Raw genomic sequence first — 25028 nt, 5'->3', positions numbered from 1 at the left:
CGTTAGTACTTGAAGATTTGAGGCTGGGGACTGACGGGTGGGACGCGCTTCGCGCGGCTGCTTGCCTGTTCCGGGAGGACAGGCGCTCGCTGCGCTCGCGCGTCCTCCCGGTCAGACTTCTTCGACGGAGGGGTTCTCGCGACGGGACAGGTCGATGCCCAGCTCCTCCGCAGCGCGGAAGACGTCCTCGTCGGCGTCCTTCAGCGCGATGGTGGAACCGTCCTGGGACAGCACCTCCACGTTGAGGCACAGCGACTGCATCTCCTTGACGAGGACCTTGAACGACTCCGGGATGCCCGAGTCGGGGATGTTCTCGCCCTTGACGATCGCCTCGTAGACCTTGACGCGACCGGGCACGTCGTCGGACTTGATGGTCAGCAGCTCCTGCAGGGCGTAGGCGGCGCCGTACGCCTCCATCGCCCAGACCTCCATCTCACCGAACCGCTGGCCACCGAACTGGGCCTTACCGCCCAGCGGCTGCTGCGTGATCATCGAGTAGGGGCCGGTCGAACGCGCGTGGATCTTGTCGTCGACCAGGTGGTGGAGCTTGAGGATGTACATGTAGCCGACCGAGACCGGGCTCTTGAACGGCTCGCCGGAGCGGCCGTCGAACAGGCTCGCCTTGCCGGTCTCCTTGACCATCCGGACACCGTCGCGGTTGGGCAGGGTCTGGCCGAGCAGGCCGGTGATCTCGTCCTCGCGCGCACCGTCGAAGACCGGCGTGGCCAGCTTCGTGTTGGGCTCGGCCTTGTCGGCGCCGATGGCGGTCAGGCGCTTGGCCCAGTCCTCGTCGGCGACGTCGGCACCGAGGTGCCAGCCCTGCTTGCCGAGCCAGCCGAGGTGCAGCTCGAGGATCTGGCCGATGTTCATGCGTCGCGGCACACCCAGCGGGTTGAGCACCACGTCGACCGGCGTGCCGTCCTCCATGAACGGCATGTCCTCGATGGGCAGGATCTTCGCGATGACACCCTTGTTGCCGTGACGGCCGGCGAGCTTGTCCCCCACGGAGATCTTGCGCTTCTGCGCGACGTAGACGCGGACCAGCTGGTTGACACCCGGCGGGAGCTCGTCGCCCTCCTCGCGGTCGAAGACGCGCACGCCGATGACCGTGCCGGACTCACCGTGCGGCACCTTCATCGAGGTGTCGCGGACCTCGCGCGCCTTCTCACCGAAGATCGCGCGGAGCAGGCGCTCCTCGGGGGTCAGCTCGGTCTCGCCCTTGGGCGTGACCTTGCCGACCAGGATGTCACCGGTCGACACCTCGGCACCGATCCGGATGATGCCGCGCTCGTCGAGGTCGGCGAGCATCTCCTCGCTGACGTTCGGGATGTCGCGGGTGATCTCCTCGGGGCCCAGCTTGGTGTCGCGGGCGTCGACCTCGTGCTCCTCGATGTGGATCGAGGTGAGGACGTCCTCCTGCACCAGGCGCTGGCTGAGGATGATCGCGTCCTCGTAGTTGTGGCCCTCCCACGGCATGAAGGCCACGAGCAGGTTGGTGCCCAGCGCCATCTCGGCCATGTCGGTGCACGGACCGTCGGCGATCGGCGAGCCGGCCTCGACCCGGTCGCCCGCCTCGACCAGCGGACGCTGGTTGATGCAGGTGCCCTGGTTGGAGCGCTTGAACTTCGCGAGGCGGTACGACGAGTAGGTGCCGTCGTCGTTCATGGTCTCGACGAGGTCGGCGGAGACCTCCTTGACCACGCCCGCCTTGGTCGCGACGACGACGTCGCCGGCGTCGACCGCGGCGCGGAACTCGATGCCGGTGCCGACGATCGGGCTGTCGCTCTTGATGAGCGGCACGGCCTGACGCTGCATGTTGGCGCCCATCAGCGCGCGGTTGGCGTCGTCGTGCTCGAGGAACGGGATCAGAGCGGTCGCGACCGACACCATCTGGCGCGGCGAGACGTCCATGTAGTCGACCTCGTTGCCCGGGATCTCGGAGACCTCGCCCTGGCGCAGGCGCACCAGCACCCGGTCCTCGGCGAACTTGCCGTTGGCGTCGAGCACGGCGTTGGCCTGTGCGATGACGTAGCGGTCCTCGTCGTCGGCGGTGAGGTAGTCGATCTGGTCGGTGACCCGGCCGTCCTCGACCTTGCGGTACGGCGTCTCGACGAAGCCGAACGGGTTGATCCGGCCGTAGGAGGCCAGCGACCCGATCAGACCGATGTTGGGGCCTTCCGGGGTCTCGATCGGGCACATGCGGCCGTAGTGCGACGGGTGGACGTCGCGGACCTCCATGCCGGCGCGGTCACGGGAGAGACCACCGGGGCCGAGCGCGGAGAGACGACGCTTGTGCGTCAGGCCCGCGATCGGGTTGGTCTGGTCCATGAACTGCGAGAGCTGCGAGGTGCCGAAGAACTCCTTCAGCGCCGCGACCACGGGACGGATGTTGATCAGGGACTGCGGCGTGATCGCCTCGACGTCCTGGGTCGTCATCCGCTCGCGGACCACGCGCTCCATGCGGGCCAGGCCGGTGCGGAGCTGGTTCTGGATCAGCTCGCCGACCGTGCGCATGCGGCGGTTGCCGAAGTGGTCGATGTCGTCGGCGGAGACCGGGAGGTCCTTGCCGTCGGCGTCCGTGCGGATCTCGCCGCCGATGGCGGTGACGTGCTGGTCGCCGTTGTGCAGCTGGACGATGTACTTGATGGTCGCGACCATGTCGGCGATCGTCATGGTCTGCTGGTCGAAGGCCTCGTGCGAGCCGAGCTTCTTGTTGACCTTGTAGCGACCGACCTTGGCCAGGTCGTAGCGCTTCGGGTTGAAGTAGTAGTTCTTCAGCAGCGTCAGCGCGGCCTCACGCGTCGGCGGCTCGCCCGGGCGGAGCTTGCGGTAGATGTCGAGCAGCGCGTCGTCAGGACCCTGGGTGTTGTCCTTCTCCTCGGTCAGCTGGATCGACTCGTACTGACGCAGGTCGGCCATGACGGCCTCGTAGTCGTACTCCTCGCCGGTGTCCTCGGCGACGGCCTGGAGGGCCTTGAGCAGGACCGTGACGTTCTGCTTGCGCTTGCGGTCGAGGCGGACGCCGACCATGTCGCGCTTGTCGATCTCGAACTCCAGCCACGCGCCGCGGCTCGGGATCAGCTTGGCCGTGAAGATGTCCTTGTCGGAGGTCTTGTCGGCGGTGCGCTCGAAGTAGACACCCGGCGAACGGACGAGCTGCGAGACGACGACGCGCTCGGTGCCGTTGATGACGAAGGTGCCCTTGGGGGTCATGAGCGGGAAGTCGCCCATGAAGACCGTCTGGCCCTTGATCTCACCGGTCTCGTTGTTGGTGAACTCGGCGGAGACGTAGAGCGGGGCGGAGTAGGTGAGGTCCTTCTCCTTGCACTCGTCGACGGTGTACTTCGGGTCGTAGAAGACCGGGTTCTCGAACGAGAGCGACATGGTCTCGGAGAAGTCCTCGATCGGGGAGATCTCCTCGAAGATCTCCTCGAGGCCGGACTTGAACGTGGCGTCGACGCCAGCGGCGATACGGGCCTCGATCCGGGACTTGTGCGCCTCGTTGCCGATCAGCCAGTCGAAGCTGTCGGTCTGGAGCGAGAGGAGCTGCGGGAGTTCCAGCGGCTCGGTGATCTTCGCGAACGAGATGCGGGACTTACCGGGGGTGGTGCGCGCGGCCAAGAGTTGTCCTTCGACGGGTTCGACTCTTCGAGAGCGCCCTGACCCACCACGTCATCGGCCACCGGGCAGGCCGAAGCGCATCTGAGGGCAGGCGCAAGGAGCCACGATACACGAAGCACGAGCGCTCCACAATGTCGGCTGCGTAACCCTCACACAGCCGAGGAGCGCTCCCATCGGCGGCCGGCGACGGACCGGTGCGCCGATCATGCTCGGCAAGCCCGCCGAGGTCAAGCCCGCCGCGGGCGAGCCTGCGAGCCCGCGGACGACGGGCGCAGGTCGAGGAGCGCCGGCGACCTCGCGCCGCGAAGCAAGCGAGATCGCGGCGCGTCACGAGACCAGGTGAGGTGCTGCCGGGACCGTACGGGCCGAGTCGGCGAGGAGCTCCGGCGAGCTCGCGCCCCGACCCCCGCCCGCGTCAGCCGCCGCAGGAGTCGTCGGTGCAGAGGTCGTCGAGGAGCCACTTCGACTCGCTCCCGGCGACCTTGACCAGGTTGAACGTGGCCCACATCCGTAGCACGAACGGCTCCTGGTCGGCCTTGGTGACGTACTGGTCGATGAACACCACCACCGTCGCCCGGTCGCCGTCGGCGCTGACCCGGGTCAGGGCGGTGCCGGCCGCCTTGGCCTCGACGACGACCTTCTGGGTCTCGGCCTCCTTGGTGATCTCCGGCCAGCCACGCTCGGTCTTCGCCCGAAACCCGTCAGTCATGTACTGCGCGCGTCGCTCGAGGTCGGCGGCCATCGTCTTGTGGTTGTAGGACAGCACCGGCGCGACCATCTGCTCCGCAGCTCCCTCGGCCGCCAGCGCCGCGCGCTCGGTCGCGACGTTGCGGGCCGTCAGCTCCTTGGCGGACTGCTCTCCGTCGGCGCCGGGCCTTGACAGGAGGAACACGGCCAGCGCGACCGACAAGACGGCGGCGACGGCCACCACCGCGAGGGCCACCACGCCCGGGCCGTCGCCCGCGGCCTTCGGCGGCGCGGCGGGGCTCGCCGCCACGCTCGGCGCGTCCGGCTCGCCGGGCACTGCCTTCGCCTGCTTCGCGGTGTCGGCTGCGGCGGCCGCGTCGCGCTCCGCGGTGAGCTCGGCGTCGTAGGCCGCTCGACGCTCGGCGTCGAGCAGCACGCTGGCGGCGTCGCTGTAGGCGCGGAAGCGGCGCTCGGTCGGGTCGAGGTCCGCGATCGCGGTCTTCCAGGCGGCGCGGATCTCCTCCTCGGAGGCGCTCTCGGGCACGTCGAGCAGGTCGTAGAGGTTGGTGTTCACTGGCCCTCCCCCGTGCTCGCCGACGGCGACGGCGCACCGGACGGCTGCTGCGACGGCTGGCCGGACGGCGCGCCGGCGCCGCCCTCGGGGATCGAGGCCTCGCCGAAGGAGGGCAGCTCGTCGTCGAGATCGTCGAGATCGTCGACCAGCCAGGTGCCGTGCTGCTTGACGAGGGAGACCTCGTAGCGGAACCGGAGCGGCTCGAACGGCACCCGCTTGGACGCGTCGTCGGGCGCGGACGGGTCGGGCGCGGTGAACTGGACGACGCCGGCGACCAGCAGCTCGGCCGAGTCGTCGTCGATGCTGGCCACGCCGACGGCGTACGGCGTGCCGATGCGGTCGATCTGGGTCTGCTTGACCGTCTCCTCGGCGTACCCGACGTTCTTGTCGAACACCGTGCGGAACTTGGCGGTCATCAGCTTGCCGAGCGCGGCGTAGTCGGGCATCTTGCCGGCGCTGTCGAGCAGGTCGGGTCCGTAGGTGTTGAACCGCTGCACGAAGGTCTTGCCCGCGGCGAGGACCAGCTCGCGGTCGGCCGACTCGTCGCGCGGCGGGTCGATGAGCGAGTCGAGCCGCTTGCCGGGGTTGGAGCCGGCGCCCTTGTCGACGAGCGTCCACACGCTGACGCCGAGCGCCGCGACGACGACGCCGAGCAGCAGCCCGATCACGCTCCACCGGAGCGTGGCACTGGTGTTCTTCACCCGCGACGCCTCACCGGCTGGTGGGGTCGAGCAACGGTTGGAGGTAGAGCCACTTCCACGAGTCCTTCCCCAGCGACGGCGGCGCCACGTTACCGCGCGCGTCCGACCACTCGGGGGCCTGGGCCGTCACGCCCCAGGTCAGCTCACCCGTCGCCGGGTCCTTGCGGACGCCGATGTCGTAGCCCTGCACGCCGGGCGCGACCCGCGGCAGGTTCTGCAGGCCGCGCGGGTTGCTCTTCGTGATCGGCTCAGTGCACCCCACGTTGTCGGGCATCGGAGCGTTGCCGCGGTCCGACTCCGGGTTGCGGCGGGTCTTGAGGTAGCCCGCGTAGCAGGGGGTGCTGGTCGGCGACAGGATCAGGCCGAAGTGGGCGTCCCACAGGCCGCTGGGGCTCTTGCCGACGACGACCTGGCCCGCGCTGACGGCGTACGGGTAGACGACGAGCATCTGCTTGAGCGCGTCGAGGTGCTTGACCACGACCTCACCGGTGGCGACCAGGTTGGCGAGCAGCTCGCTGAGCTCGACTCCGTTCTGCTCGAGGAAGGTCCGCAGCTGGGTCGCGGCGACCGAGCCGGAGTCGATCACCTTGCGCAGGGACGGGTCCGCACCGGCGAGCGCCGAGCTGAACAGCGACAGCTGCTGGGCGAAGGTTCGCAGCGACGACTCCGAGGCGACCTGCCCCTGCAGGACGGTGTTGCCGTCCTTGATGAGGGCGGTGGTGAGGTCGAAGTTCTCGTCGGCGGTCTCGATGAAGGAGTTGCCGGTGTCGATGATCCGCTGCAGGTCCGGGCCGGTGCCGGCGAACGCCTGGCCGAGCTCGTGGACCGTGGTCTGCAGGGCCTCCCGGTCGACGCTGGCCACCGTCGCCGACAGGTCGCCGAGCAGCTTCTCGGTCGCGAGCGGGGTCGCGACGTCGCTGATCTCGGAGCCCTCGCGGAGGAAGGGGCCGCCGTCGACCTGCGGCTGCAGCTCGACGTACTGCTCGCCGACCGCCGAGCGGTTGCCGACAAGCGCGCGCGAGTCGCTGGGGATCTGGTCCCACTTCTTGTCGATGTCGAGCTTCACGTCGACGCCCTCGTCGGTGAGCACCAGGTCGCCGACGGTGCCGATGCCGATGCCGCGGTAGGTGACCTCGGCGCCGGTGAAGATGCCGCCGGACTGCGGGTAGTGGGCCGTCACCGTGTAGCTGCGGTCGACGACCATCCGGTCGAGCTTGGCGTAGCGGGCGCCCACGAAGGAGACGCCGACCAGGGTGATGATCGCGAAGACGATGAGCTGGATGCGAGTGCGACGGGTGATCACTGCGCCGACCTCTCCTTCTGCGCCGTCTGCCGGTCCGGCTGCGTCGTGAGCGGCGCGGCGTACAGGCTGACCAGGTCGGCGTCGTAGGCCGCGTCGAAGTCGTTCCACATGGTGTCGGCCTGGCTGTGCCCGCCCGGCGCCGGCCGACCGAGGCCGTTGCCAGACAGCACGCTCGAGAGCAGCGAGCCGAGCGGGTTGGCGCCGGCGGTCGGGCTGCCGGCCGCCGCGGCCGGCTTGGACCCGCCGGTCAGGGCACAGAGCAGCTTCACGGCGGCGCACACGTTGTCGAGCAGGTACTGCGGCAGCTTCAGGCAGGCCTGCACGTCCACCGGCGTCTTCAGGCAGGTCTGGAGCGTCTGCGTGACGCCCGAGCACAGCGTCTTCAGGTCGACCAGCTGGTCGAGCGGCAGGTCAGGCAGGTCGTTGAGCGGGATGCAGACCAGGTCGGGCAGGCGCAGGTTGCCGAGGTCGAGCTGCAGGTCGACCGACAGGTTGACGTAGTCGCCCATGTGCAGGTTGCGGGCCACCTGCGGGTCGCGGCCGACGGCGTCGTCGACGAACGGGTAGGTCAAGAAGGTGCTGAAGCCCTTGGCGAAGTCGTCGCCGGCCTGGGCGATCTGGTACAGCACCGGGTCCAGCATCTTGAGCGTGTCGACCGTGGCGGTCTTCGTGGTCTTGATGACCCGGACGCCGACGTCGCTGAGCTGGGTCAGCCCGTCGAGCATCTTCACCAGGTCCTCGCGCTGACGGTCGAGCGAGTCGAGGGCGCTCGGAAGCTCCTCGAGCGCCCGGTCGATGCTCGCCTGGTGCTTCTTGGCCGTCACGGCGAGCCGGTTGACCGACTCGATCGCGTTGACGATGTCCTGCTTGCGCTGGTCGAGCTGGCCCATCAGCGACGAGACCTGGGTGAGCACCGACTTCGCGGAGTCCTCCCGGCCCTCGAGGGCGAGGTTGAGCTCGGTCGAGATCGTCTTCAGCTGGGCGATGCCGCCGCCGTTGAGGACCAGGCTGAGCGCGCCCAGCACCTCCTCGACCTCCGGGTTGCGGCCGCCGTCCTTGATCACGTCGCCGTCGGACAGCCGGCCCTGCGCGCCGGTGGGCGGCGCCGCGAGGGACACGAACTTCTCGCCGAGCAGGCTGGTCTGGCGGATCGAGGCGACCGGGTTGTCCGGCAGGTCGACGTCCTTGCGCAGCTCGAGGGTGACCACGGCCTGGTAGCCGTCGAGGCGGACGTCGGTCACCTGGCCGACGGCGACGTCGTTGATCTTGACCGACGACTTGGGGACCAGGTCGAGGACGTCGTCGAAGCGGACGCTGACCGTGATCGGGTCCTTGCCGGTGTCGGCGCCACCGGGCAGCGGCAGCTGGTAGACGTCGAAGTCGCAGCCGGTGAGCAGGACCGCGCCGGCGAGCAGCGCGGCCGCGGCCCGGAACCGGTTGCGGAGGCCGGTACGGCGGGTCATCGGTCCACCTCCACCAGGCCGTTGAGCGTCGGGTCGTAGGGCTGTCCGTACCAGGAGCCGGTGCCGAACGGCGCGGCGCGGGGCAGCAGCTTGTCGACCAGGCCGCACAGGTCGCCCTTCTTGTCGACCGCCGACACCAGGGCACACACGACCGCGGCGGGGTTGGACGTCAGCTCGTGCACCAGGTTGCCGATGTTGGCGTTGGTGTCGAGCGTGGCGTCCTTCGGATTGTAGGTGTGGTAGAGGTTCGTCAGCGCCAGCGGACCGGCCCGGAGCAGTTCGTCGAGGGCCCCGCGCTGGCGGACCAGCACCTTGGCCACCCGGTTCACGTCGCGGATGTTGCGGCCGAGCACGTCGCGGTTGCGCTTGACGAAGCGCGCGACCTGGTCGAGCGCCGTCCCGAGGTTCGACAAGGCGGTCGTCAGCTCCTGGCGCTCGTCGGCCAACAGCGCGGAGACGTCGCCGAGAGAGGAGTTGAAGTCACGGACCGTGGTGTCGTTGTCGGCCAGCGTCTTGAGGAAGGACTCGAGCTGCGTGGCCGACTCGAAGAGGTCGTCCTTGTTGTTGTCGAGCGTCTCGCTCAGCCGACCGAAGTCCTTGATCGTCTGGTGGAACTGGGCGCCCTGTCCGCCGAAGTTCTTCGCGGTCTGCTGGAGGAGGTCGCTGAGGGCGCCCTCCTTGTTGGCACCCTCCGGACCGATGGCGACGGTCAGCTTGTCGATGCTGCCGTAGACCTCGTCGAGCTCGAGCGGGACCGCGGTCTTGCTGGCGTCGATGACGGTGTTGTCGGCCATCACCTTGTCGCCGTCCTCGAAAGCCGGCGCAAGCTGGATGTAGCGGTCACCGACGACGGAGGGCGAGACGATGACGGCGTCGGCGTCGGCCGGCACCTTCACCTCGGAGTCGTAGTCCATGACGACCTTGACCTTGGTGCCCTGCGGCACGACCTCGCGGACCCGGCCGACCGGGATACCGAGGATCCGGACCTCGCTGCCCTCGTAGACCGACACGGCCCGCGGGAAGTAGGCGGTCACGGTCTTGTCGCTGCCGCCACTGCCGAACATCCAGACCACGCCGGTGACGACCAGGACCCCGATGACGGCCAGCGGCAGCCAGCGCCGCGCCCCGTTCACTGTCCCACCGCCACGGGCGCCGGAGGAAGGTTGAAGATGTAGGTGTCGAACCACGGCCCGTTGCCGAGCGTGCTCGCGAAGACGCGGTAGAAGGGCGCCATCAGGTGGATCGAGTCCTCAAGGTTGTCCTCGTTCTTCTTCACGACCTGCAGCACCGAGTCGAGGTGGTCCAGCGCGGGCTTGAGGTCGGCCCGGCTGTCCTTGATCAGGCCGGTCAGCTTCGTGCTCAGCGTGCTCGTCGACTCCAGCAGCCGGTGGATCTGCGCCTTGCGCTGGAGCAGCGCGGCGAACAGGGTGTCGGCGTCCTTCATCAGCGCGACGATGTCGTCGTCGCGCGAGTCGAGGACCGTCGAGACCCGGTTGAGGTTCTTGAGCAGCGAGTTGATCTCGTCGTCGCGGGAGGCCACCGTCTCCGCCAGCGAGGAGAGGCCGTCGAGCGCCGAGCGGAACTCCTCGGGCGTATTGCGGGTCAGGTCGGCCAGCGTGGTCAGCGCGCCGGCGAGCTGGTCGGTGTCGATGTCGGCGGACGTCTCGGCGAGGCCGGAGAAGGCGTCGACGATGTCGTACGGCGAGCTGGTGCGCTCGACCGGGATGACCGAGTCCTCGGCGAGCTGACCCTGACCGGCCGGGTCGAGGGACAAGAACATCGAGCCGAGGATGGTCTTCACCTTGATGTCGGCGCGGGTCTCGTCCCCGAACGGGGTGTCGGTCTTGACCTTGAACGCGACCTTGACCGAGTTGCCGTCGAGCTCCATCGAGGTGACCTGGCCGACGCGGACACCGGCGATGCGCACCTCGTCCTTCGGCTTGAGGCCGCCGGCCTCGGAGAAGGACGCGTAATAGGTGTCGCCGCCGCCGATGAGCGGCAGGTCGTTGGCGCGGAACGCCGCGACCAGGCCGAGCAGCAGCACGGCGATGCTCACCGCGCCGATCACCACGGGATTGCGTTCGCGGAAGGGCTTCATGTCCTCAGTCCTCCCTCATCCGAGCGTGCAGCGGTCGGCGGTCACGCCGACGGAGGCGCTGACCGGGTTGTTGAGGCCGGGGACCTTGATCGTGGCCTTGAAGTGGCACAGGTAGAAGTTGAACCAGGAGCCGTAGGTCGCCGTACGGCCGATCTTGGTGAGCTTGATCGGCAGCACCTGGAGGGAGCGGTCGATCTCCTGGCGGTTGTCGTCGAGGGTGCCGGCGACCCTGCGCAGCTCCTTGATGTCCTTGACGAACGGGTCCTTGATGTCGGTGACGAGCGCGGCCGTCTGCACCGACAGCTCGGAGATCGAGTCGAGGGAGCCGAGGATCGCCTCGCGGTCCTCGTTGAGCCCGCCGACCAGGCTGCGGAAGCTGTCGATCAGGTTGGTCAGCTGCTTGTCGCGGTCCGCGACGTGGTCGAGGACGTAGTCGAGGTTGGTCAGCAGCTCGCCGATCACCTGGTCGCGGTCGGCCAGGGTCTGGGTGACCGACGCCGTGCTGGACAGCAGGCCCTCGACAGTGCCGCCCTCGCCCTGGAAGACCTGGACGATCTCGTAGGACAGCTTGTTGATGTCGTCGGGCGAGAGCGCCTGGAACAGCGGCTTGAAGCCGTTGAAGAGCACGGTCAGGTCGAGCGCGGGCTTGGTCCGGTCGACCGGGATCGCGGCGTTCTCCGCGAGCCGCTGACCGCTGTCGCCCTCCTGGGTCAGCGAGATGTAGCGCTGTCCGATCAGGTTGCGGTACTTGACCGTGGCGTGGGTGGCGTCGTCGAGCCGGGTCTCGGAGTCGACCGTGAAGCTCACCCGGGCACGGTCGGCCGCGACGATCTCGACCTTCTGGACGGTGCCGACCTTGACGCCGGCGATCCGGATGTCGTCGCCCTTGTTGACGCCCGTGGCGTCGACGAAGTCGGCGGCGTACTCCTTGGTGGCGCCGAAGGACAGGTTGCCGATGGTGATGATCAGGACGCTCGTCGCGAGCGCGGTCAGCACCATGAACACGACCAGGCGGACCAGGTCGCCGCTGGTCTTCTTGTCGAGGCCGCGCAGGTTCATCGCACACCTCCCGCGAGGAGGGGACCGGCCAGCAGCACGGTCAGGTCGCTGCTCGCGCCGTACTCCTCGTCGAGCGCGCCGCGCAGGGCGGTGACGTCGTCGGGGCTGCCGGTGTAGCCGGTGGCACCGGGAGCGGGCCGCAGGTTCCCCTTGCCGGTGTCGCCGTTCATGCCGTCGTTGAGGGACGGCAGCGGCGGGATCGGGTTCTCCTGGCTGTAGGGGATGTCCGGCAGACCCAGGCAGTTGGGGCCGCGGTCCTCACCGAACTTCGGCCGGTCCTTGGGGGTGTACTTGCGGGGCTGGTCCTGCAGCGTCTCGAGCACGATGTGCAGCTCGTAGCCGCGGAACGCCTCCGCCAGCCGCCCCTGGGCCTTGACGATGCCGGCCGCCATGCACGGGATGGTCGGCGCGTAGCGGGCCACGACCGCGAGGGTCTGGGTGCTCAGCTCTCCAGCCCGCTTGAGCCGCTCGGCGTTGGCGTCGAGGAAGGACCGTGCGGTGTCGGAGAAGCTGCGGATGTCGCGCAGCGTGGCGCTCAGCGCCGCCTCGCGCTCCTCGATGGTGCCGGTGGTCTTCACGGTGTCGTCGAGGATCTGGGCCACCTGGGGGAGGATGTCGGCGTAGGTGTCGGAGACCTGGGCGGTCAGCTTGAGGTCCTCGAGCAGCGCCGGGATCTGCGGGTTGAGCCGCTTGAGGTAGCCGTCGAGCGTCTCGAGGTTCTTGCCCAGCAGCTCGCCGCGGCCCCCGAGGGCGGTGGCGACCGCGGTCAGCGTCGCGTTGAGGTCGGCGGGCTGCACCGTGCGCAGCAGCGGGTAGAGGTCGGAGAGGACCTCCTCGAGCTCGGTCGAGACCACGGTGCGGTCGATCGTCGCGCCGGCACGCATGGTGCCGCTCGGACCGGTCTCGGGCACCACGAGAGACACGTACTTCTCGCCGAACAGCGTCTTCGGCACGATCGAGCCGGTGACGTTGGCCGGGATCACGCCGATCTTGTCGGGGTAGATGCCGAGGGTCAGCTCGGCCCCGGCGGCACCCGAGCGGGCCTCGAGCACCTCCCCCACGATCACGCCGCGGACCTTGACGTCGGCACGGGTGGGGAGCTGGAGGCCGATCGAGGACGTCTCGAGCGTGACCTCGTCGTAGTCGGTGAACTTCTTGGTGAAGGTCGCGTAGGTGAGCCACACGCCGAGCAGCAGCAGCGACACGAAGATGACGCCGAGCGCCTTGTGGGCGGACAGGATCCGGTCCATCAGCCAATCACCCCGCGAGCCTGACGGTGGTCGAGGCACCCCAGATGGCCATCGACAAGAACAGGTCGATCACGTTGATCGCGACGATGCTCGTGCGCACCGCGCGACCCACGGCCACGCCCACGCCGGCGGGACCGCCGGAGGCGGTGTAGCCGTGGTAGCAGTGGATCAGGATCACGACCACGGCGAACACCAGCACCTTGCCGAACGACCACAGCACGTCGCCGGGTGGCAGGAACTGGTTGAAGTAGTGGTCGTAGGTGCCTGTCGACTGGCCGTAGAACTGGGTCACCACGAGCCGGCTGGCGACGTACGACGACAGCAGGCCGACGACGTAGAGCGGGACGATCGCGACGAGCCCGCCGATGACCCGGGTGGTCACCAGGAACTGCATCGACGGGATCGCCATCACCTCGACGGCGTCGATCTCCTCGGAGATCCGCATGGCGCCGAGCTGGGCGGTGAAGCCACAGCCCACGGTCGCCGCGAGCGCGATGCCCGCGACCAGCGGCGCGATCTCACGGGTGTTGAAGTAGGCCGACACGAAGCCCGCGAAGGCGGCCGTGCCGAGCTGGTTGAGCGCGGCGTAGCCGGACAGGCCGACCTGGGCGCCGGTGAAGAAGGTCATGCCGATGATGACGCCGACCGTGCCGCCGATGACGGCGAGCGCGCCCGAGCCGAGGGTGACCTCGGCCAGGATCCGCAGGATCTCGCGCGGGTAGCGCTTGACCGAGCGCGGCAGTGCCAGCAGCACCTTGATGTAGAAGGACAGCTCGTGACCGAGGTTGTCCAAGCTCTTCATGGGCCGGTCGTAGATCGCCTTGATGTTCGCCATGTCCTCGCCCCTAACCCGTCTTCGGGGGCACGACCTGGAGGTAGATCGTGCTCAAGGTGAAGTTGACGACGAACAGGAGCAGGAAGGTGATGACGACGGACTCGTTGACCGCGTCGCCGACGCCCTTCGGGCCGCCCCCGGCGTTCATGCCCTTGTAGGAGGCGACGATCGCGGCGATCAGACCGAACACCAGCGCCTTGATCATGCCGATCCACACGTCGGGCAGCTGGGCCAGGGCGGTGAAGCTGGCGAGGTAGGCACCCGGCGTACCGTCTTGGAGGATGACGTTGAACACGTAGCCGCCGCCCACGCCGACGACGCTCACCATGCCGTTGAGGAAGACCGCGACGAGCATGCAGGCGAGGACCCGGGGCACCACGAGGCGCTGGATCGGGTCGATGCCCAGCACCATCATGGCGTCGAGCTCCTCCCGGATCTTGCGTGCCCCGAGGTCGGCCGCGATGGCCGAGCCGCCCGCGCCGGCGATCAGCAGGGCGGTCGCGATCGGGCCGGCCTGCTGGATGACTGCGAGCACGGAGGCGGAGCCGGTGAAGGACTGGGCGCCGAACTGCTTGATCAGGCCACCGACCTGCAGTGCGATGACCGCACCGAAGGGGATCGCGACCAGCGCGGTCGGGATGATCGTGACCGACGCGATGAACCAGGCCTGCTGGATGAACTCACGGCCCTGGAACGGGCGACGGAACAGCGCACGGCCGACGTCGAGCGCGAACGCGAACAACTTGCCCGCGGTCCCGACGGGGGCGACCACGCGCGCAGCAGTGAGCGACACCTACCGCCCCTTTCCTTGTCCTTGTGTGTCGTTCCCCATGGAGTGCTGCTGGTTCAGTGCTGCTGGCTGCCCGATGCGTGCTCGGCCTCGCGGGTGAACGAACCAGGGGGCGGGGTGACTCCGTTGGCCCGGCACCACGCGCCCGGCGCGGCCTGCGCCCGCCGCGGGATGCCGTTGGAGGGCTCCATCTGCAGCGGGATCGGCGGCAGCGGCGGCAGGTCCATGTCCTTCTCGGCTGCCAGCTGGTCGGCGTCCTTCTCCTCCGACATGCCGATCGGCCCGATCGTCTGCGCGTTGAGGAACTGGCGCACAACAGGCTCGTCCGAGGACAGCAGCATCTCGCGCGGGCCGTACATGGCCAGGTGCTTGTGGTAGAGCAGGCCGATCTGGTCGGGCACCACACGGACGCTGTGGATGTCGTGCGTCACGATCAGGAAGGTCGCGTCGATCTGGGCGTTGAGGTCGACGAAGAGCTGGTTGATGAACGACGTGCGCACCGGGTCCAGACCGGAGTCGGGCTCGTCGATCAGCAGGATCTCGGGGTCGAGCACCAGCGCACGGGCCAGGCCGGCACGCTTACGCATACCGCCGGAGATCTCGCCCGGGAGCTTCATCTCCGCGCCGAGCAGACCGACCATGTCCATCTTCTCCATGACGATGTCGCGGATCTGGGACTCGGACTTCTTGGTGTGCTCGCGCAGCGGGAAGGCGACGTTGTCGTAGAGGTTCATCGAGCCGAACATCGCGCCGTCCTGGAACAGCACGCCGAACAGCTTGCGGATCTCGTAGAGCTCCTTCTCGGAGCAGGAGGCGATGTCGGTGCCCTCGATGACGATCGAGCCCTCGTCGGGCTTGATCAGGCCGATGAGCGCCTTGAGGAAGACGGACTTGCCGGTGCCCGACGGGCCCAGCATCACGGAGATCTCACCCGCGGGAAGAGTCAGCGTCACGCCCTTCCAGATCAGCTGCTTCCCGAACTGCTTGGTCAGGTTCGTGACCTGTACGTCGACGCCCATGTTCAACCCTCTCCCTACGTCCGCTCACCGGCCCCGGCTGCGAAGGAACAACGCAACCGCGTGGCGCACGTTACGCGGCATCCGTGGCACGCGTCACGCGTACCCGGACACCGAGACCCGAAAGGTACTGGCGAGTAGCACCTAGCGTCCAACTCGCGAGTAGTGATACGCGGACCTGCCCACATCCGGAAATGGCACGAGGCCGGCAGAGCAGTGCTCTGCCGGCCTCGTGACCGAGTGAGTCGTCTCAGGGACGGGTCACTTGAGGGTGACGGTGGCGCCGGCGCCCTCGAGGGCCTCCTTGGCCTTGTCAGCCGTCTCCTTGTTGACCTTCTCCAGGATCGCCTTCGGGGCGCCCTCGACGAGGTCCTTCGCCTCCTTGAGGCCGAGGGAGGTCAGCGCGCGGACCTCCTTGATGACGTTGATCTTCTTGTCACCAGCGGCCTCGAGGACGACGTCGAACTCGTCCTGGGCAGCGGCGTCGTCGCCACCGGCCGCGGCGCCGCCGGCGGCGGGGGCAGCGGCAACGGCAACGGGGGCAGCGGCGGTGACGCCGAAGGTCTCCTCGAACTGCTTCACGAACTCGGAGAGCTCGATGAGGGTCATCTCCTTGAACGCGTCGAGGAGCTCGTCGGTGGTGAGCTTCGCCATGGTGGCGGTTCCTTTCTTAAGGCCGGCCGGCGTGCGTACGTCGCGCAGCGGCCGAGGTTTCAACAGGTGGTGGTGACGCCGGGGCCTCAGGCCTCGGCGGTGTCGCCCTCGTCAGAGGCGGCCGCGTCCGCGTCGTCCGCGGCGGGAGCCTCGTCAGCGGGGGCCTCGGCAGCCTCGTCGGCAGCCGGAGCCTCCTCGGCGGCGACCGGCGTACCGGCACCACCTGCGAGGATCGAGGGGTCCTCCTGGGCCTTCGCCTCCAGGGCGCCGGCGAGCCGGGCAGCCTGGGCGAGCGGGGCGTTGAGGAGGTAGACGGCCTGGCTGAGCGAAGCGAGCATCGCGCCCGCCAGCTTGCCCAGGAGCACCTCGCGCGACTCGAGATCCGCCAGCTTGGCGATCTCCTTCGCGTCGAGGAGCGCACCGTCGAGAACGCCACCCTTGATGACAAGGGCGGGGTTCGCCTTGGCAAAGTCACGCAGACCCTTGGCCGCCTCGACGACGTCGCCCTGGATGAAGGCGATCGCGGTCGGGCCGGTGAGCAGGTCGTCGAAGCCCTCGATCCCCGCCTCCTTGGCGGCGATCTTGGCCAGCGTGTTCTTGACCACGGCGTAGCTGGCGTTCGCACCGAGGGAGCGGCGAAGGTCCTGCAGCTCCTTGACGGTGAGACCGCGGTACTCGGTCAGCACAGCGCCTGCGGACTCGCTGAAGGACTCAGCGATCTCCGCGACGGCGGCCTGCTTGTCTGCCCGCGCCATGGGTCTCCTTCCGGAATGGTTGACCACCGCGAAGTCTCCGTCGAACGACGAACGCCCCGAGCGCAGGCGCTCAGGGCGTGGACCTCGCGCACCAGGCGCTCGGTGTTGCTCTGATCCCCTGCGCAGGCCGTCCGCCTCTCGGCGGAACCTTCGGTCAGGGCTCGGAGCCCGGACGACCGGCGGTCTTAAGGTTTCAGTGGGCAACGGTACGGGGCCCGCCGGCGCGGGCCAAATCGGGACGGCCGGGCGCCGACCTCCGCGTCGCCGGGCCCGGTCTGGGGCGGTCCGTGAGCGAGCCGACGGGCGCGAGGACCGGACCGGGCGCGCGCATCCCGCGCGGACTTGGCACGATGGACCCGTGACCACCTCCGTGACGCCGCTGTCCGCCCTGTCCGCCGACGACCTCGCCGCGCGCCTGACGACGGTGCGCGCCGCCTACGACGAGCTCAAGGCCCGCGGCCTGAAGCTCGACCTGACGCGGGGCAAGCCCGGCGCCGACCAGCTCGACCTGTCGAACGCGCTGCTCGACCTGCCGTCGTCGTACCGCGACCGGTCAGGGGCGGACGTGCGCAACTACGGCGGCCTCGACGGCCTGGTCGAGATGCGCGAGATCTTCGCCGACCTGCTCGCTGTCGATGTCGCGAGCGTCGTGTGCGGCGGCAACTCCAGCCTCACGATGATGCACCAGGTGCTCACCGCGCTGCTGCTCAAGGGCGGCCCGGACTCGCCGCGGCCGTGGTCGCAGGAGCCGGTCGTGAAGTTCGTCTGCCCCGTCCCCGGCTACGACCGGCACTTCACCATGCTCGCCGAGCTCGGCATCGAGATGGTGAGCGTCCCGATGCACTCCGACGGCCCCGACGTCGCCGCCGTCCGCGCCCTCGTCGCCGACCCGAGCGTCAAGGGCATGTGGATCGTGCCGACGTACGCGAACCCGACGGGGGCGGTCTGCTCCGCCGAGGTCGCCGCCGAGCTGATGGCGATGCCGACCGCGGCCCCGGACTTCCGGATCCTGTGGGACAACGCGTACGCCGTCCACCACCTCACCGACGAGGAGACCAAGAGCGCCGACGCGCTCGGCCTGGCCGCCGCGTCGGGACACCCGAACCGGCCGATCATGTTCGCGTCGACCTCGAAGATCACCTGGGCCGGCGCCGGCGTCGCCGCGCTCGCCGCCTCCCCGGAGAACCGGGCGTGGTACCTCGAGCGCCTCGGCTTCGCCGCCATCGGCCCCGACAAGGTCAACCACCTGCGCCACGTGGAGCTCTTCGGCGACGCCGACGGCGTGCGCGCCCACATGCGCAAGCACCGCGACCTGATCGCACCGAAGTTCGCCGCGGTCGAGGATGCACTGTCCTCGCGCCTGACCGGCCTCGGCATCGCCGAGTGGACCGTCCCCACGGGCGGCTACTTCGTGAACCTCGACGTCCTCGACGGCACGGCGTCCCGCGTCGTCCAGCTCGCCAAGGAGGCCGGCATCGCGCTGACCCCTGCCGGGTCGGCGTTCCCGCACGGCAACGACCCGCGCGACCGCAACATCCGCCTGGCCCCCACCTTCCCGGTGCTCGCCGAGGTCGAGGCCGCGATGGCCGGCGTCGCCGTGTGCGTCGAGCTCGCGGCGCTGGAGCAGCTCACCGCCTGAGGAGTTCGACCGGCTGCATGGATCCCCGGACATCCGGGGATCCATGCGCTTGTCAGGGGTTGCAACCCCTGACAAGCGCATGGATCGCCTGCCCGCAGTGACGGGTGGGGCCGATGTGAACGCCACGTACGACGAGGCCCCGGTCACCGGACGGTGACCGGGGCCTCGTGCTGTGGTCGGTTCTCAGTGCGCCGCGACAGTTCGATGTTCCTGGGGACTGCCTCCTGGCGCGATGGAGCGAGGTGGACCCTTTCGAACCTGGGCGAGGTCGGGCCGCGCCGTGGGCAGAATCGGGCAACCCGGGGGCGTCCGGCATTCCTCGAAAAACGCGGACACCGGCCCGCTCCCGAAGGAGCAGACCGGTGTCTCGTGCGGTACGGGTGCCCGGGATCAGGCCTCGTCCTCGACCGCGACGTTCTTGATGCGGTTGGGGTCGACCTGGACGCCGGGGCCCATGGTCGTGGAGACGGTGACCTTCTTCAGGTAGCGGCCCTTGGAGCTGGCCGGCTTGAGCCGCAGCACCTCGTCGAGGGCGGCCGCGTAGTTCTCGGCGAGCTGCTGCTCGGAGAACGACGCCTTGCCCACGATGAAGTGGAGGTTGGCGTGGCGGTCGACGCGGAACTCGATCTTTCCGCCCTTGATGTCGGTCACGGCCTTGGCCGGGTCCGGCGTCACGGTGCCGACCTTCGGGTTCGGCATGAGGCCACGGGGGCCGAGCACGCGGCCGAGGCGGCCGACCTTGCCCATGAGGTCGGGGGTGGCGACCACGGCGTCGAAGTCGGTCCAGCCGCCGGCGACCTTGTCGATCAGGTCGTCGCTGCCGACGAAGTCGGCGCCGGCCTCGCGGGCGGCGTCGGCCTTGTCACCGTTCGCGAACACCAGGACGCGGGCGGTCTTGCCGGTGCCGTGCGGCAGGTTGACGGTGCCGCGGACCATCTGGTCGGCCTTGCGCGGGTCGACACCCAGACGCATGACGACGTCGACGGTCTCGTCGAACTTCTTCTTGCTGGCGGCCTTGGCGATCTTGATCGCGGCCAGCGGCGCGTAGAGCTCGTTCTTGTCGAACGTCTCGGCAGCCGCGCGGTAGGTCTTGCTGCGCTGCATGGTGGTTCCTTAGCTTGAAGAGGAGGTGTGGTCAGCGGGCCAGCGCGGCCCTTCCACGGTGATTCAGTCGACGGTGACGCCCATGGAGCGCGCAGTGCCCTCCACGATCTTCATCGCGGCGTCGATGTCGTTGGCGTTGAGGTCGGGGAGCTTCGTCGTCGCGATCTCGCGCACCTGGTCCTTGGTCAGCTTGCCGACCTTCTCCTTGTGCGGGACGCCCGAGCCCTTCTTGAGGCCGGCAGCCTTCTTGATCAGCTCCGCGGCCGGCGGGGTCTTCGTGATGAAGTCGAACGTCCGGTCCTCGTAGATCGTGATCTCGACGGGGATGACGTTGCCGCGCATGGACTCGGTCTGGGCGTTGTACGCCTTGCAGAAGTCCATGATGTTGACGCCGTGCGGACCGAGCGCGGTACCGACCGGCGGGGCCGGGGTGGCCGAGCCAGCCTGCAGCTGCACCTTGACCAGCGCGGCGATCTTCTTCTTGGGAGGCATTCCTCTATCTCTTTCTTCTCGTGGTCATGACGAGGCGTACGTCGTACGTCTCTGCCACGTCGCCGACCGGGGCCGGGCAACCTTGACATTCTCCGCGCCGAAGCCCGGAGAAGCGAAATTCAGACCCGCTGGATCTGGGAGAACGAGAGCTCGACCGGGGTCTCGCGGCCGAAGATCTCGACGAGCGCCTTGACCCGCTGGGACTCGGCGTTGATCTCGGTGATCGTCGCGTGGAGCGTGGCGAACGCGCCGTCGACGATGAGGACGGAGTCGTTGACGTCGAAGTCGGCGACCTCGATCGGCTTCTTGGCCGGGGTGACCGCGGCGCCGGGGGTGCTGGCGGCGGCGGCCTCGGCCTCGGCGGCGGCAGCGGTGACGACGGCCGGGGCGAGCATCTTCTCGACCTCGTCCATGCTCAGCGGCACGGGCTGGTGGCTGTGGCCGACGAAGCCGGTGACCGACGGGGTGTGCCGCACGGCGGCCCAGGACTCGTCGGTGAGGTCCATGCGGACCAGGACGTAGCCGGGGAGAACGGTGCGCTTGACCATCTTGCGCTGGCCGTTCTTGATCTCGGCGACCTCCTCGGTGGGGACCACGATCTCGTGGATGTAGTCCTCCATGTTGAGGGAGTGGATCCGGTTCTCGAGGTTCTGCTTCACCCGGTTCTCCATGCCGGAGTAGGTGTGCACCACGAACCAGTCGCCGGGCTTGGCCCACAGCTCGCGGCGGAACGCCTCGAGCGGGTCCTCGTCCGCGGCCTCGACCGGCTCCTCGTCGGCCTCGTCGGCCTCGGCGTCGTCGGCGTCGGCCTCGTCGTCAGCCTCGACCTCGTCGTCGGAGTCGTCGGAGTCGTCGTCCACGTCGAGCTCGTCGGCCTCGAAGGTCTCCTCGAGGCCGGTGTCCTCGGCGACGTCGGCGTCCGGGACGTCGACGACGTCGTGGGCCGCCTCGGCGAGCGCCTCGTCAGCCTGGGCCGGGTCGTACTGCTCGGACACGTGCTGCTCCATCAGTTGAAGAAAAACAGGATCGGCCGACGCGGGTGCGCGTCGGTGCTCAGATGTCGTCGGCGCCGGTGAAGACCTCGAACGCGAGCTTTCCGAGCGCGAGGTCGAGGACCGACACCAGGGCGATCATCACGAGGACGAAGGCGATGACGACGACGAAGTAGGTACCGAGCTGCTCCCGGGTCGGCCAGACGACCTTGCGGAGCTCGGCGACGACCTGGCGGTAGAAGGTCACCGGCCCGGTGCGGTTCTCGGGCCGCTTGCCACCCGAGGAGTCCTTGCGGCCTCCACGGACTGCCGGAGCATCCGCCACGCTGCTCACCTTCTCCTTGTCAGCAGCCGACCCTCCGGCCGGCTGGTCGTCACGTCTTGCAGGGCACGAGGGACTTGAACCCCCAACCTTCGGTTTTGGAGACCGATGCTCTGCCAGTTGAGCTAGTGCCCTCCGCGGCTTCTTCCCCCTGGCCCGGGTCCCGCCCTCGGGCGCGACTGAGCATGGGGGAAAGATCCACCGGAGAGCACTCTACAGACGCACCGGGTACCGACCAAAGTACGGACCAGTTCCAACGGTCAGCTCCCGGCCCCGGCTCGGCCCCGGGAGCCGCCGGTGTCACCCGTCGTCCTCCTAGGATGACCCCGTGCGGGATCTCACGGCGTTGCCCAAGGCGCACCTCCACCTGCACTTCACCGGGTCGATGCGCCACACCACCTTGCTGGAGCTGGCCGCCCGCGACGGGATCCACCTGCCCGACGCCCTCGTCGAGGAATGGCCGCCGCAGCTGACCGCGGCCGACGAGAAGGGCTGGTTCCGCTTCCAGCGCCTCTACGACGTCGCCCGGTCCGTGCTGCGCACCGAGGCCGACGTCCGCCGTCTCGTGCTCGAGGCCGCCGAGGACGACGTCACTGACGGCGGCCGCTGGCTGGAGATCCAGGTCGACCCGAGCGGGTACGCCGCCCGCTTCGGCGGCATCACCGCCTTCACCGACCTCGTCCTCGACGCCGTGCGCGACGCCTCCGCGCGCACCGGTCTCGGCATCGCGGTGGTCATCGCCGCGAACCGGACCCGCCACCCGCTGGACGCCCGCACCCTGGCCCGGCTCGCCAGCCAGTACGTCGACCGCGGGGTCGTCGGCTTCGGGCTGTCCAACGACGAGCGCCGCGGACGGACCTCCGACTTCGCCGGCGCCTTCGCCATCGCCGAGCGGGCCGGCCTGCTGCTCGCGCCCCACGGCGGTGAGCTGCGCGGGCCCGAGCACATCCGGGTGTGCCTCGACGCGCTGCACGCCGGACGCCTCGGGCACGGCGTACGCGCGGCCGAGGACCCGGACCTGCTGGCCCGCATCGTCGACGCCGGCGTGGCCCTCGAGGTCTGCCCGGTCTCCAACGTGGCCCTCGGCGTCTACAGCGACCTCACCTCGGTCCCGCTGCCGACCCTGCTGGAGGCCGGCGCGACCGTGGCCCTCGGAGCCGACGACCCTCTCCTGTTCGGGTCCCGGCTCGCGGGGCAGTACGCGACCATGCGGGCCGCCCACGACCTCAGCGACGAGCAGCTGGCCGAGCTGGCCCGGATGTCCTTCCGCGCCAGCCGCGCGCCCAAGGACGTCGTCGACGCCGCACTGGGCGACATCGACGCCTGGCTCGCCCCGTCCTGACGCGCCACAGACGCACTGCGGGCCCGGCCGGATCGGCCGGGCCCGCAGTCTCTCCGAGCGGTGGGTCGTCAGCAGCCCAGGTAGTCCCGGGACACCTCGGCGCGCATGCCGTTCTTGAGCTTGATCTTCGCCGTCACCGTCACATCGGCGGCCTTCGGGGCCGCGAGCGCCAGGGTCCGCTTCTTGATCTTCTTGATCTTCTTGCCCTTCAGCCCAGCGACCTTGGCGCCGTCGACCTTGAAGGTGATCTGCGACGCCGACTTCTTCGCCTTCTTGGTCACCGTGGCGGCGACACTGCCGGTCGCGCAGTCACGCGAGCCGAGGCCGACGTAGCGCTTGCCCTTGGCCTTGCTCGTCACAGCAGATCCCGTGCCGGCGGGGACCAGGTCGATGGTGACCCCGCCCGAGACCGTCGATGCGTGTGTGCCGTCCGGACGACCATGCGCCTCCGCAGCAGCGGTCAGGCTGACCTGGACCTTGCCGGCCGGCAGGTAGACGCTCAGGGTGCCCTTGCCGCGCGAACCGCCGGACAGGAAGTTCTCCGAGTCGTTGGTGGAGACGCCGCCACTGATGGTGGCGGAACCCGTGCCACTGGATGTCACGGTGATCGTGGCCCACATCGGCTGCGTCAGCGTGTACTCGCCGTCGGCGTTGGCGTAGGCCGAGACGTGGGCGTCACAGGACGACGCCGCCAGCCGCGGGATCGCGGAGGCCGAGGCGCTGCCCGTGAGCTTGATCGTGGTGGCCCCGCCGGTGAACGGGCTTGCGGTGACCGTACCCACGGCACTCGACTTCACGTCGGTGACGTCGACCGGGTTGCCGTCGTTGGTGACTGTGCCGGCCTCGGAGGTCGCGAGGCTGACCGGGAAGCCGTTGTCGCTCCACGGCGCGTCGGCCGGGTCGGGCAGGTTGGCCGACGGCGTGCACGTGCCCATTTCGTTGTGGAAGCTGGAGTTCGCCGACAGCGAGGGATTGCCCACTGCCGCGTGGGATGGCGCAGCGATGCTGGCCAGACCGGTGGCCGCCAGCGCGCCCAAGGCAAGTCCGACGGCACCGCGCCGGACGGAAGTTCGCTTCATCAAGAGCTCCTCGAGAAGGTTCGGCGGCGCCTCGGTCCAGCACCGTCCAGGGGTCGGGCTTGCGACGCTAACGAGTGCGACCGGCCCCGACGGGAGGATCGGGCTTTCTTTACCTTCCGCCCAGCCCACGATTCCGAGGGCTGGGCGACCACAGAAGGAGTCCTCACGCCTCCCCGGCGTCAGCAGGCGAGGTAGGACCGGGTCACGGTGGCCTTCTTGCCGTTCTTCAGCGCGACCTTGGCGCTCACGGTGACGGGGGCGAGGCGGTTCGCCGGCACGGCCAGCATCGTCGGCTTCAGCTTCTTGCCCTTCAGCTTGGCGACCTTGGCTCCGTTGGCGCGCACCAGGACGCTGCGGGCCTTCTTCTTCGCCTTCTTCGTGACGACGGCGGCCACGGTGCCGGTGGCGCAGTCCCGCGCGCCCAGCTGGACGTACCCGGCCCCCTTGCCGTCGACCGCACCGGCCGCGCCGACCGGCTGCAGGTCGATGCGGAAGGTGCCCGAGTAGGACGCCGCCTCCTCACGCGTGCCGCTGGCGCTGACGTAGACGTCGGCGCCGAAGGAGACGCCGACCTCTCCCGCCGGCAGCAGCACCGTCGTGCTGCCGGACGCCCGGGGACCGAGCTCGATGCCGGTCTGGCTCGTCTCGTCGTAGACGTAGACCGAGCCGCGGCCGGTGCCGTCGCCGGAGCCCGAGATCGTCGCCCACATCGGCTGGGTGAGGGTGAACCCGCCCTCGGCGCGACGGTAGGCGTCGCCGTACACGGTGCAGCCGGTCGAGGCGAGGGCCGAGGTGGCACTGGCCGTGACGCTCGCCGAGCCCGTGATGGTCGCAGGCGCCGCGCCGGTCGACACCGGGGTCGCGGTGACCGTGGCCGAGCCGGACGTCTGCACGGTGGTCTTGTCGGTGGTGGCGTTGGAGCGGGTGAAGGTGGTCGAGGTGGCGAAGGAGCGCGTCACCGGGACGCCGTTGTCGGTCCAGGTCACGTTGTTGCTGCCGTCGGCCGTGCCCGACCGGTTGCAGGTGTAGGTCTGGCCGGAGGGGATGCTCGCCGACGCGTAGGTGCGGCCGCCGACCGTGGTGTAGTCCACCGTGGCGAGCGCGGAGCTCGGGATGCTGGCCAGGCCACCGGCAGCGATCGCGGCGACAGCAACACAGGCGGCGGTACGACGCCGGGCAGGACGGTTCACGGACTTCTCCTCGAGAGCTGGACGGCGCGCTCCCATGGCGCGCCCCGCTCGGCATACCGCCG

At 69.2% G+C, this 25028-nt stretch carries 22 protein-coding genes and 1 tRNA gene; 2 read left to right on the top strand and 21 right to left on the bottom strand.

The features are described 5' to 3' along the window. Window positions 1-111 precede the first annotated feature (111 nt). The 14 genes from rpoB to rplJ all read right to left on the bottom strand — a co-directional run bounded on the left by rpoB (window position 112) and on the right by rplJ (window position 16806). Window positions 112-3621 (bottom strand): DNA-directed RNA polymerase subunit beta, encoded by a 3510-nt coding sequence (rpoB, locus tag KU893_RS08305; protein ID WP_218233878.1) that lies wholly within the window; start codon window positions 3619-3621, stop codon window positions 112-114. Between the two features lie 415 nt (window positions 3622-4036). Continuing rightward, window positions 4037-4882: a J domain-containing protein gene (locus KU893_RS08300; RefSeq protein WP_218233877.1), complete on the bottom strand. Its 846-nt coding sequence runs from the start codon at window positions 4880-4882 to the stop codon at window positions 4037-4039. Next, the gene (locus KU893_RS08295; protein ID WP_218233876.1) at window positions 4879-5583 is read right to left on the bottom strand and encodes a hypothetical protein; all 705 of its coding nucleotides are present in this window, start codon (window positions 5581-5583) and stop codon (window positions 4879-4881) included. Before KU893_RS08295 ends, KU893_RS08300 begins: the two co-directional genes overlap by 4 nt. Window positions 5584-5593: 10 nt before the next feature. Further along, window positions 5594-6886 carry an MCE family protein gene (locus KU893_RS08290; RefSeq protein WP_218233875.1) on the bottom strand — a complete coding sequence of 431 codons (1293 nt, stop codon included), beginning with the start codon at window positions 6884-6886 and terminating at the stop codon, window positions 5594-5596. Next, window positions 6883-8349: an MCE family protein gene (locus KU893_RS08285; RefSeq protein ID WP_218233874.1), complete on the bottom strand. Its 1467-nt coding sequence runs from the start codon at window positions 8347-8349 to the stop codon at window positions 6883-6885. Before KU893_RS08285 ends, KU893_RS08290 begins: the two co-directional genes overlap by 4 nt. Further along, on the bottom strand, window positions 8346-9482 hold the full coding sequence (locus tag KU893_RS08280; RefSeq protein ID WP_257440765.1) for an MCE family protein: 1137 nt from the start codon (window positions 9480-9482) through the stop codon (window positions 8346-8348). Before KU893_RS08280 ends, KU893_RS08285 begins: the two co-directional genes overlap by 4 nt. Further along, the gene (locus tag KU893_RS08275; RefSeq protein WP_218233873.1) at window positions 9479-10447 is read right to left on the bottom strand and encodes an MCE family protein; all 969 of its coding nucleotides are present in this window, start codon (window positions 10445-10447) and stop codon (window positions 9479-9481) included. The genes KU893_RS08280 and KU893_RS08275 overlap by 4 nt, the downstream gene beginning before the upstream one ends. Before the next feature lie 15 nt (window positions 10448-10462). Then, the gene (locus tag KU893_RS08270; RefSeq protein ID WP_246592248.1) at window positions 10463-11506 is read right to left on the bottom strand and encodes an MCE family protein; all 1044 of its coding nucleotides are present in this window, start codon (window positions 11504-11506) and stop codon (window positions 10463-10465) included. Further along, window positions 11503-12756, bottom strand: coding sequence for an MCE family protein (locus KU893_RS08265; RefSeq protein WP_218233872.1), 1254 nt, complete (start codon window positions 12754-12756; stop codon window positions 11503-11505). Before KU893_RS08265 ends, KU893_RS08270 begins: the two co-directional genes overlap by 4 nt. 7 nt (window positions 12757-12763) lie before the next feature. Continuing rightward, the gene (locus KU893_RS08260; protein ID WP_218233871.1) at window positions 12764-13591 is read right to left on the bottom strand and encodes an MlaE family ABC transporter permease; all 828 of its coding nucleotides are present in this window, start codon (window positions 13589-13591) and stop codon (window positions 12764-12766) included. A 10-nt stretch (window positions 13592-13601) separates the two neighbouring features. Next, complete coding sequence (locus KU893_RS08255; protein WP_257440767.1) at window positions 13602-14384, bottom strand: MlaE family ABC transporter permease; 783 nt, start codon at window positions 14382-14384, stop codon at window positions 13602-13604. A gap of 53 nt (window positions 14385-14437) precedes the next feature. Further along, window positions 14438-15400 carry an ABC transporter ATP-binding protein gene (locus tag KU893_RS08250; RefSeq protein ID WP_141800434.1) on the bottom strand — a complete coding sequence of 321 codons (963 nt, stop codon included), beginning with the start codon at window positions 15398-15400 and terminating at the stop codon, window positions 14438-14440. A gap of 258 nt (window positions 15401-15658) precedes the next feature. After that, complete coding sequence (gene rplL / locus KU893_RS08245; RefSeq protein WP_218233870.1) at window positions 15659-16051, bottom strand: 50S ribosomal protein L7/L12; 393 nt, start codon at window positions 16049-16051, stop codon at window positions 15659-15661. Window positions 16052-16137: 86 nt separating this feature from the next. After that, window positions 16138-16806 (bottom strand): 50S ribosomal protein L10, encoded by a 669-nt coding sequence (gene rplJ / locus KU893_RS08240; RefSeq protein ID WP_218233869.1) that lies wholly within the window; start codon window positions 16804-16806, stop codon window positions 16138-16140. 358 nt (window positions 16807-17164) lie between these two features. On the opposite strand from rplJ, the gene KU893_RS08235 reads away from it, so the two are divergent. Then, window positions 17165-18445, top strand: a complete 1281-nt coding sequence (locus KU893_RS08235; protein ID WP_257440768.1) for an aspartate aminotransferase type Ic — start codon at window positions 17165-17167, stop codon at window positions 18443-18445. Between the two features lie 390 nt (window positions 18446-18835). Here KU893_RS08235 and rplA read toward each other — a convergent pair whose 3' ends face one another. From rplA to KU893_RS08210, 5 genes are all read right to left on the bottom strand, one after another. Further along, window positions 18836-19549 carry a 50S ribosomal protein L1 gene (gene rplA / locus KU893_RS08230; protein WP_179729218.1) on the bottom strand — a complete coding sequence of 238 codons (714 nt, stop codon included), beginning with the start codon at window positions 19547-19549 and terminating at the stop codon, window positions 18836-18838. Window positions 19550-19612: 63 nt separating this feature from the next. Further along, window positions 19613-20041: a 50S ribosomal protein L11 gene (rplK, locus tag KU893_RS08225; RefSeq protein WP_218233867.1), complete on the bottom strand. Its 429-nt coding sequence runs from the start codon at window positions 20039-20041 to the stop codon at window positions 19613-19615. Window positions 20042-20160: 119 nt separating this feature from the next. Further along, window positions 20161-21048: a transcription termination/antitermination protein NusG gene (nusG, locus tag KU893_RS08220; RefSeq protein ID WP_218233866.1), complete on the bottom strand. Its 888-nt coding sequence runs from the start codon at window positions 21046-21048 to the stop codon at window positions 20161-20163. A 46-nt stretch (window positions 21049-21094) separates the two neighbouring features. Further along, on the bottom strand, window positions 21095-21367 hold the full coding sequence (gene secE, locus KU893_RS23550) for a preprotein translocase subunit SecE (protein ID WP_218233865.1): 273 nt from the start codon (window positions 21365-21367) through the stop codon (window positions 21095-21097). Window positions 21368-21417: 50 nt separating this feature from the next. Beyond that, a tRNA-Trp gene (locus KU893_RS08210) sits at window positions 21418-21490 on the bottom strand. Between the two features lie 193 nt (window positions 21491-21683). On the opposite strand from KU893_RS08210, the gene KU893_RS08205 reads away from it, so the two are divergent. Further along, window positions 21684-22697, top strand: coding sequence for an adenosine deaminase (locus KU893_RS08205; protein WP_218233864.1), 1014 nt, complete (start codon window positions 21684-21686; stop codon window positions 22695-22697). Window positions 22698-22765: 68 nt separating this feature from the next. Here the strand turns inward: KU893_RS08205 and KU893_RS08200 are convergent, their stop codons facing one another. Next, the gene (locus tag KU893_RS08200) at window positions 22766-23776 is read right to left on the bottom strand and encodes a hypothetical protein (protein ID WP_218233863.1); all 1011 of its coding nucleotides are present in this window, start codon (window positions 23774-23776) and stop codon (window positions 22766-22768) included. A 179-nt stretch (window positions 23777-23955) separates the two neighbouring features. Further along, window positions 23956-24966: a hypothetical protein gene (locus tag KU893_RS08195; protein ID WP_218233862.1), complete on the bottom strand. Its 1011-nt coding sequence runs from the start codon at window positions 24964-24966 to the stop codon at window positions 23956-23958. Window positions 24967-25028 lie beyond the last annotated feature (62 nt).

This window comes from Nocardioides daeguensis (assembly GCF_019192965.1).
Classification (GTDB): domain Bacteria; phylum Actinomycetota; class Actinomycetes; order Propionibacteriales; family Nocardioidaceae; genus Nocardioides; species Nocardioides daeguensis.
The sequence above is the reverse complement of the archived record's forward strand: the minus strand, read 5'-3'. Positions and strand labels throughout refer to the sequence as shown.

Bases quoted from the DNA above. Each gene is read 5' to 3' on its own strand.
- rplA (WP_179729218.1), bottom strand. From the start codon at position 19,549: ATGCAGCGCAGCAAGACCTACCGCGCGGCTGCCGAGACGTTCGACAAG.
- rplK (WP_218233867.1), bottom strand. From the start codon at position 20,041: ATGCCTCCCAAGAAGAAGATCGCCGCGCTGGTCAAGGTGCAGCTGCAG.
- KU893_RS08270 (WP_246592248.1), bottom strand. From the start codon at position 11,506: ATGAACCTGCGCGGCCTCGACAAGAAGACCAGCGGCGACCTGGTCCGC.
- KU893_RS08250 (WP_141800434.1), bottom strand. From the start codon at position 15,400: ATGGGCGTCGACGTACAGGTCACGAACCTGACCAAGCAGTTCGGGAAG.
- KU893_RS08265 (WP_218233872.1), bottom strand. From the start codon at position 12,756: ATGGACCGGATCCTGTCCGCCCACAAGGCGCTCGGCGTCATCTTCGTG.
- rplL (WP_218233870.1), bottom strand. From the start codon at position 16,051: ATGGCGAAGCTCACCACCGACGAGCTCCTCGACGCGTTCAAGGAGATG.
- KU893_RS08200 (WP_218233863.1), bottom strand. From the start codon at position 23,776: ATGAAGCGAACTTCCGTCCGGCGCGGTGCCGTCGGACTTGCCTTGGGC.
- KU893_RS08285 (WP_218233874.1), bottom strand. From the start codon at position 8,349: ATGACCCGCCGTACCGGCCTCCGCAACCGGTTCCGGGCCGCGGCCGCG.
- rplJ (WP_218233869.1), bottom strand. From the start codon at position 16,806: ATGGCGCGGGCAGACAAGCAGGCCGCCGTCGCGGAGATCGCTGAGTCC.
- nusG (WP_218233866.1), bottom strand. From the start codon at position 21,048: ATGGAGCAGCACGTGTCCGAGCAGTACGACCCGGCCCAGGCTGACGAG.
- KU893_RS08260 (WP_218233871.1), bottom strand. From the start codon at position 13,591: ATGGCGAACATCAAGGCGATCTACGACCGGCCCATGAAGAGCTTGGAC.
- KU893_RS08275 (WP_218233873.1), bottom strand. From the start codon at position 10,447: ATGAAGCCCTTCCGCGAACGCAATCCCGTGGTGATCGGCGCGGTGAGC.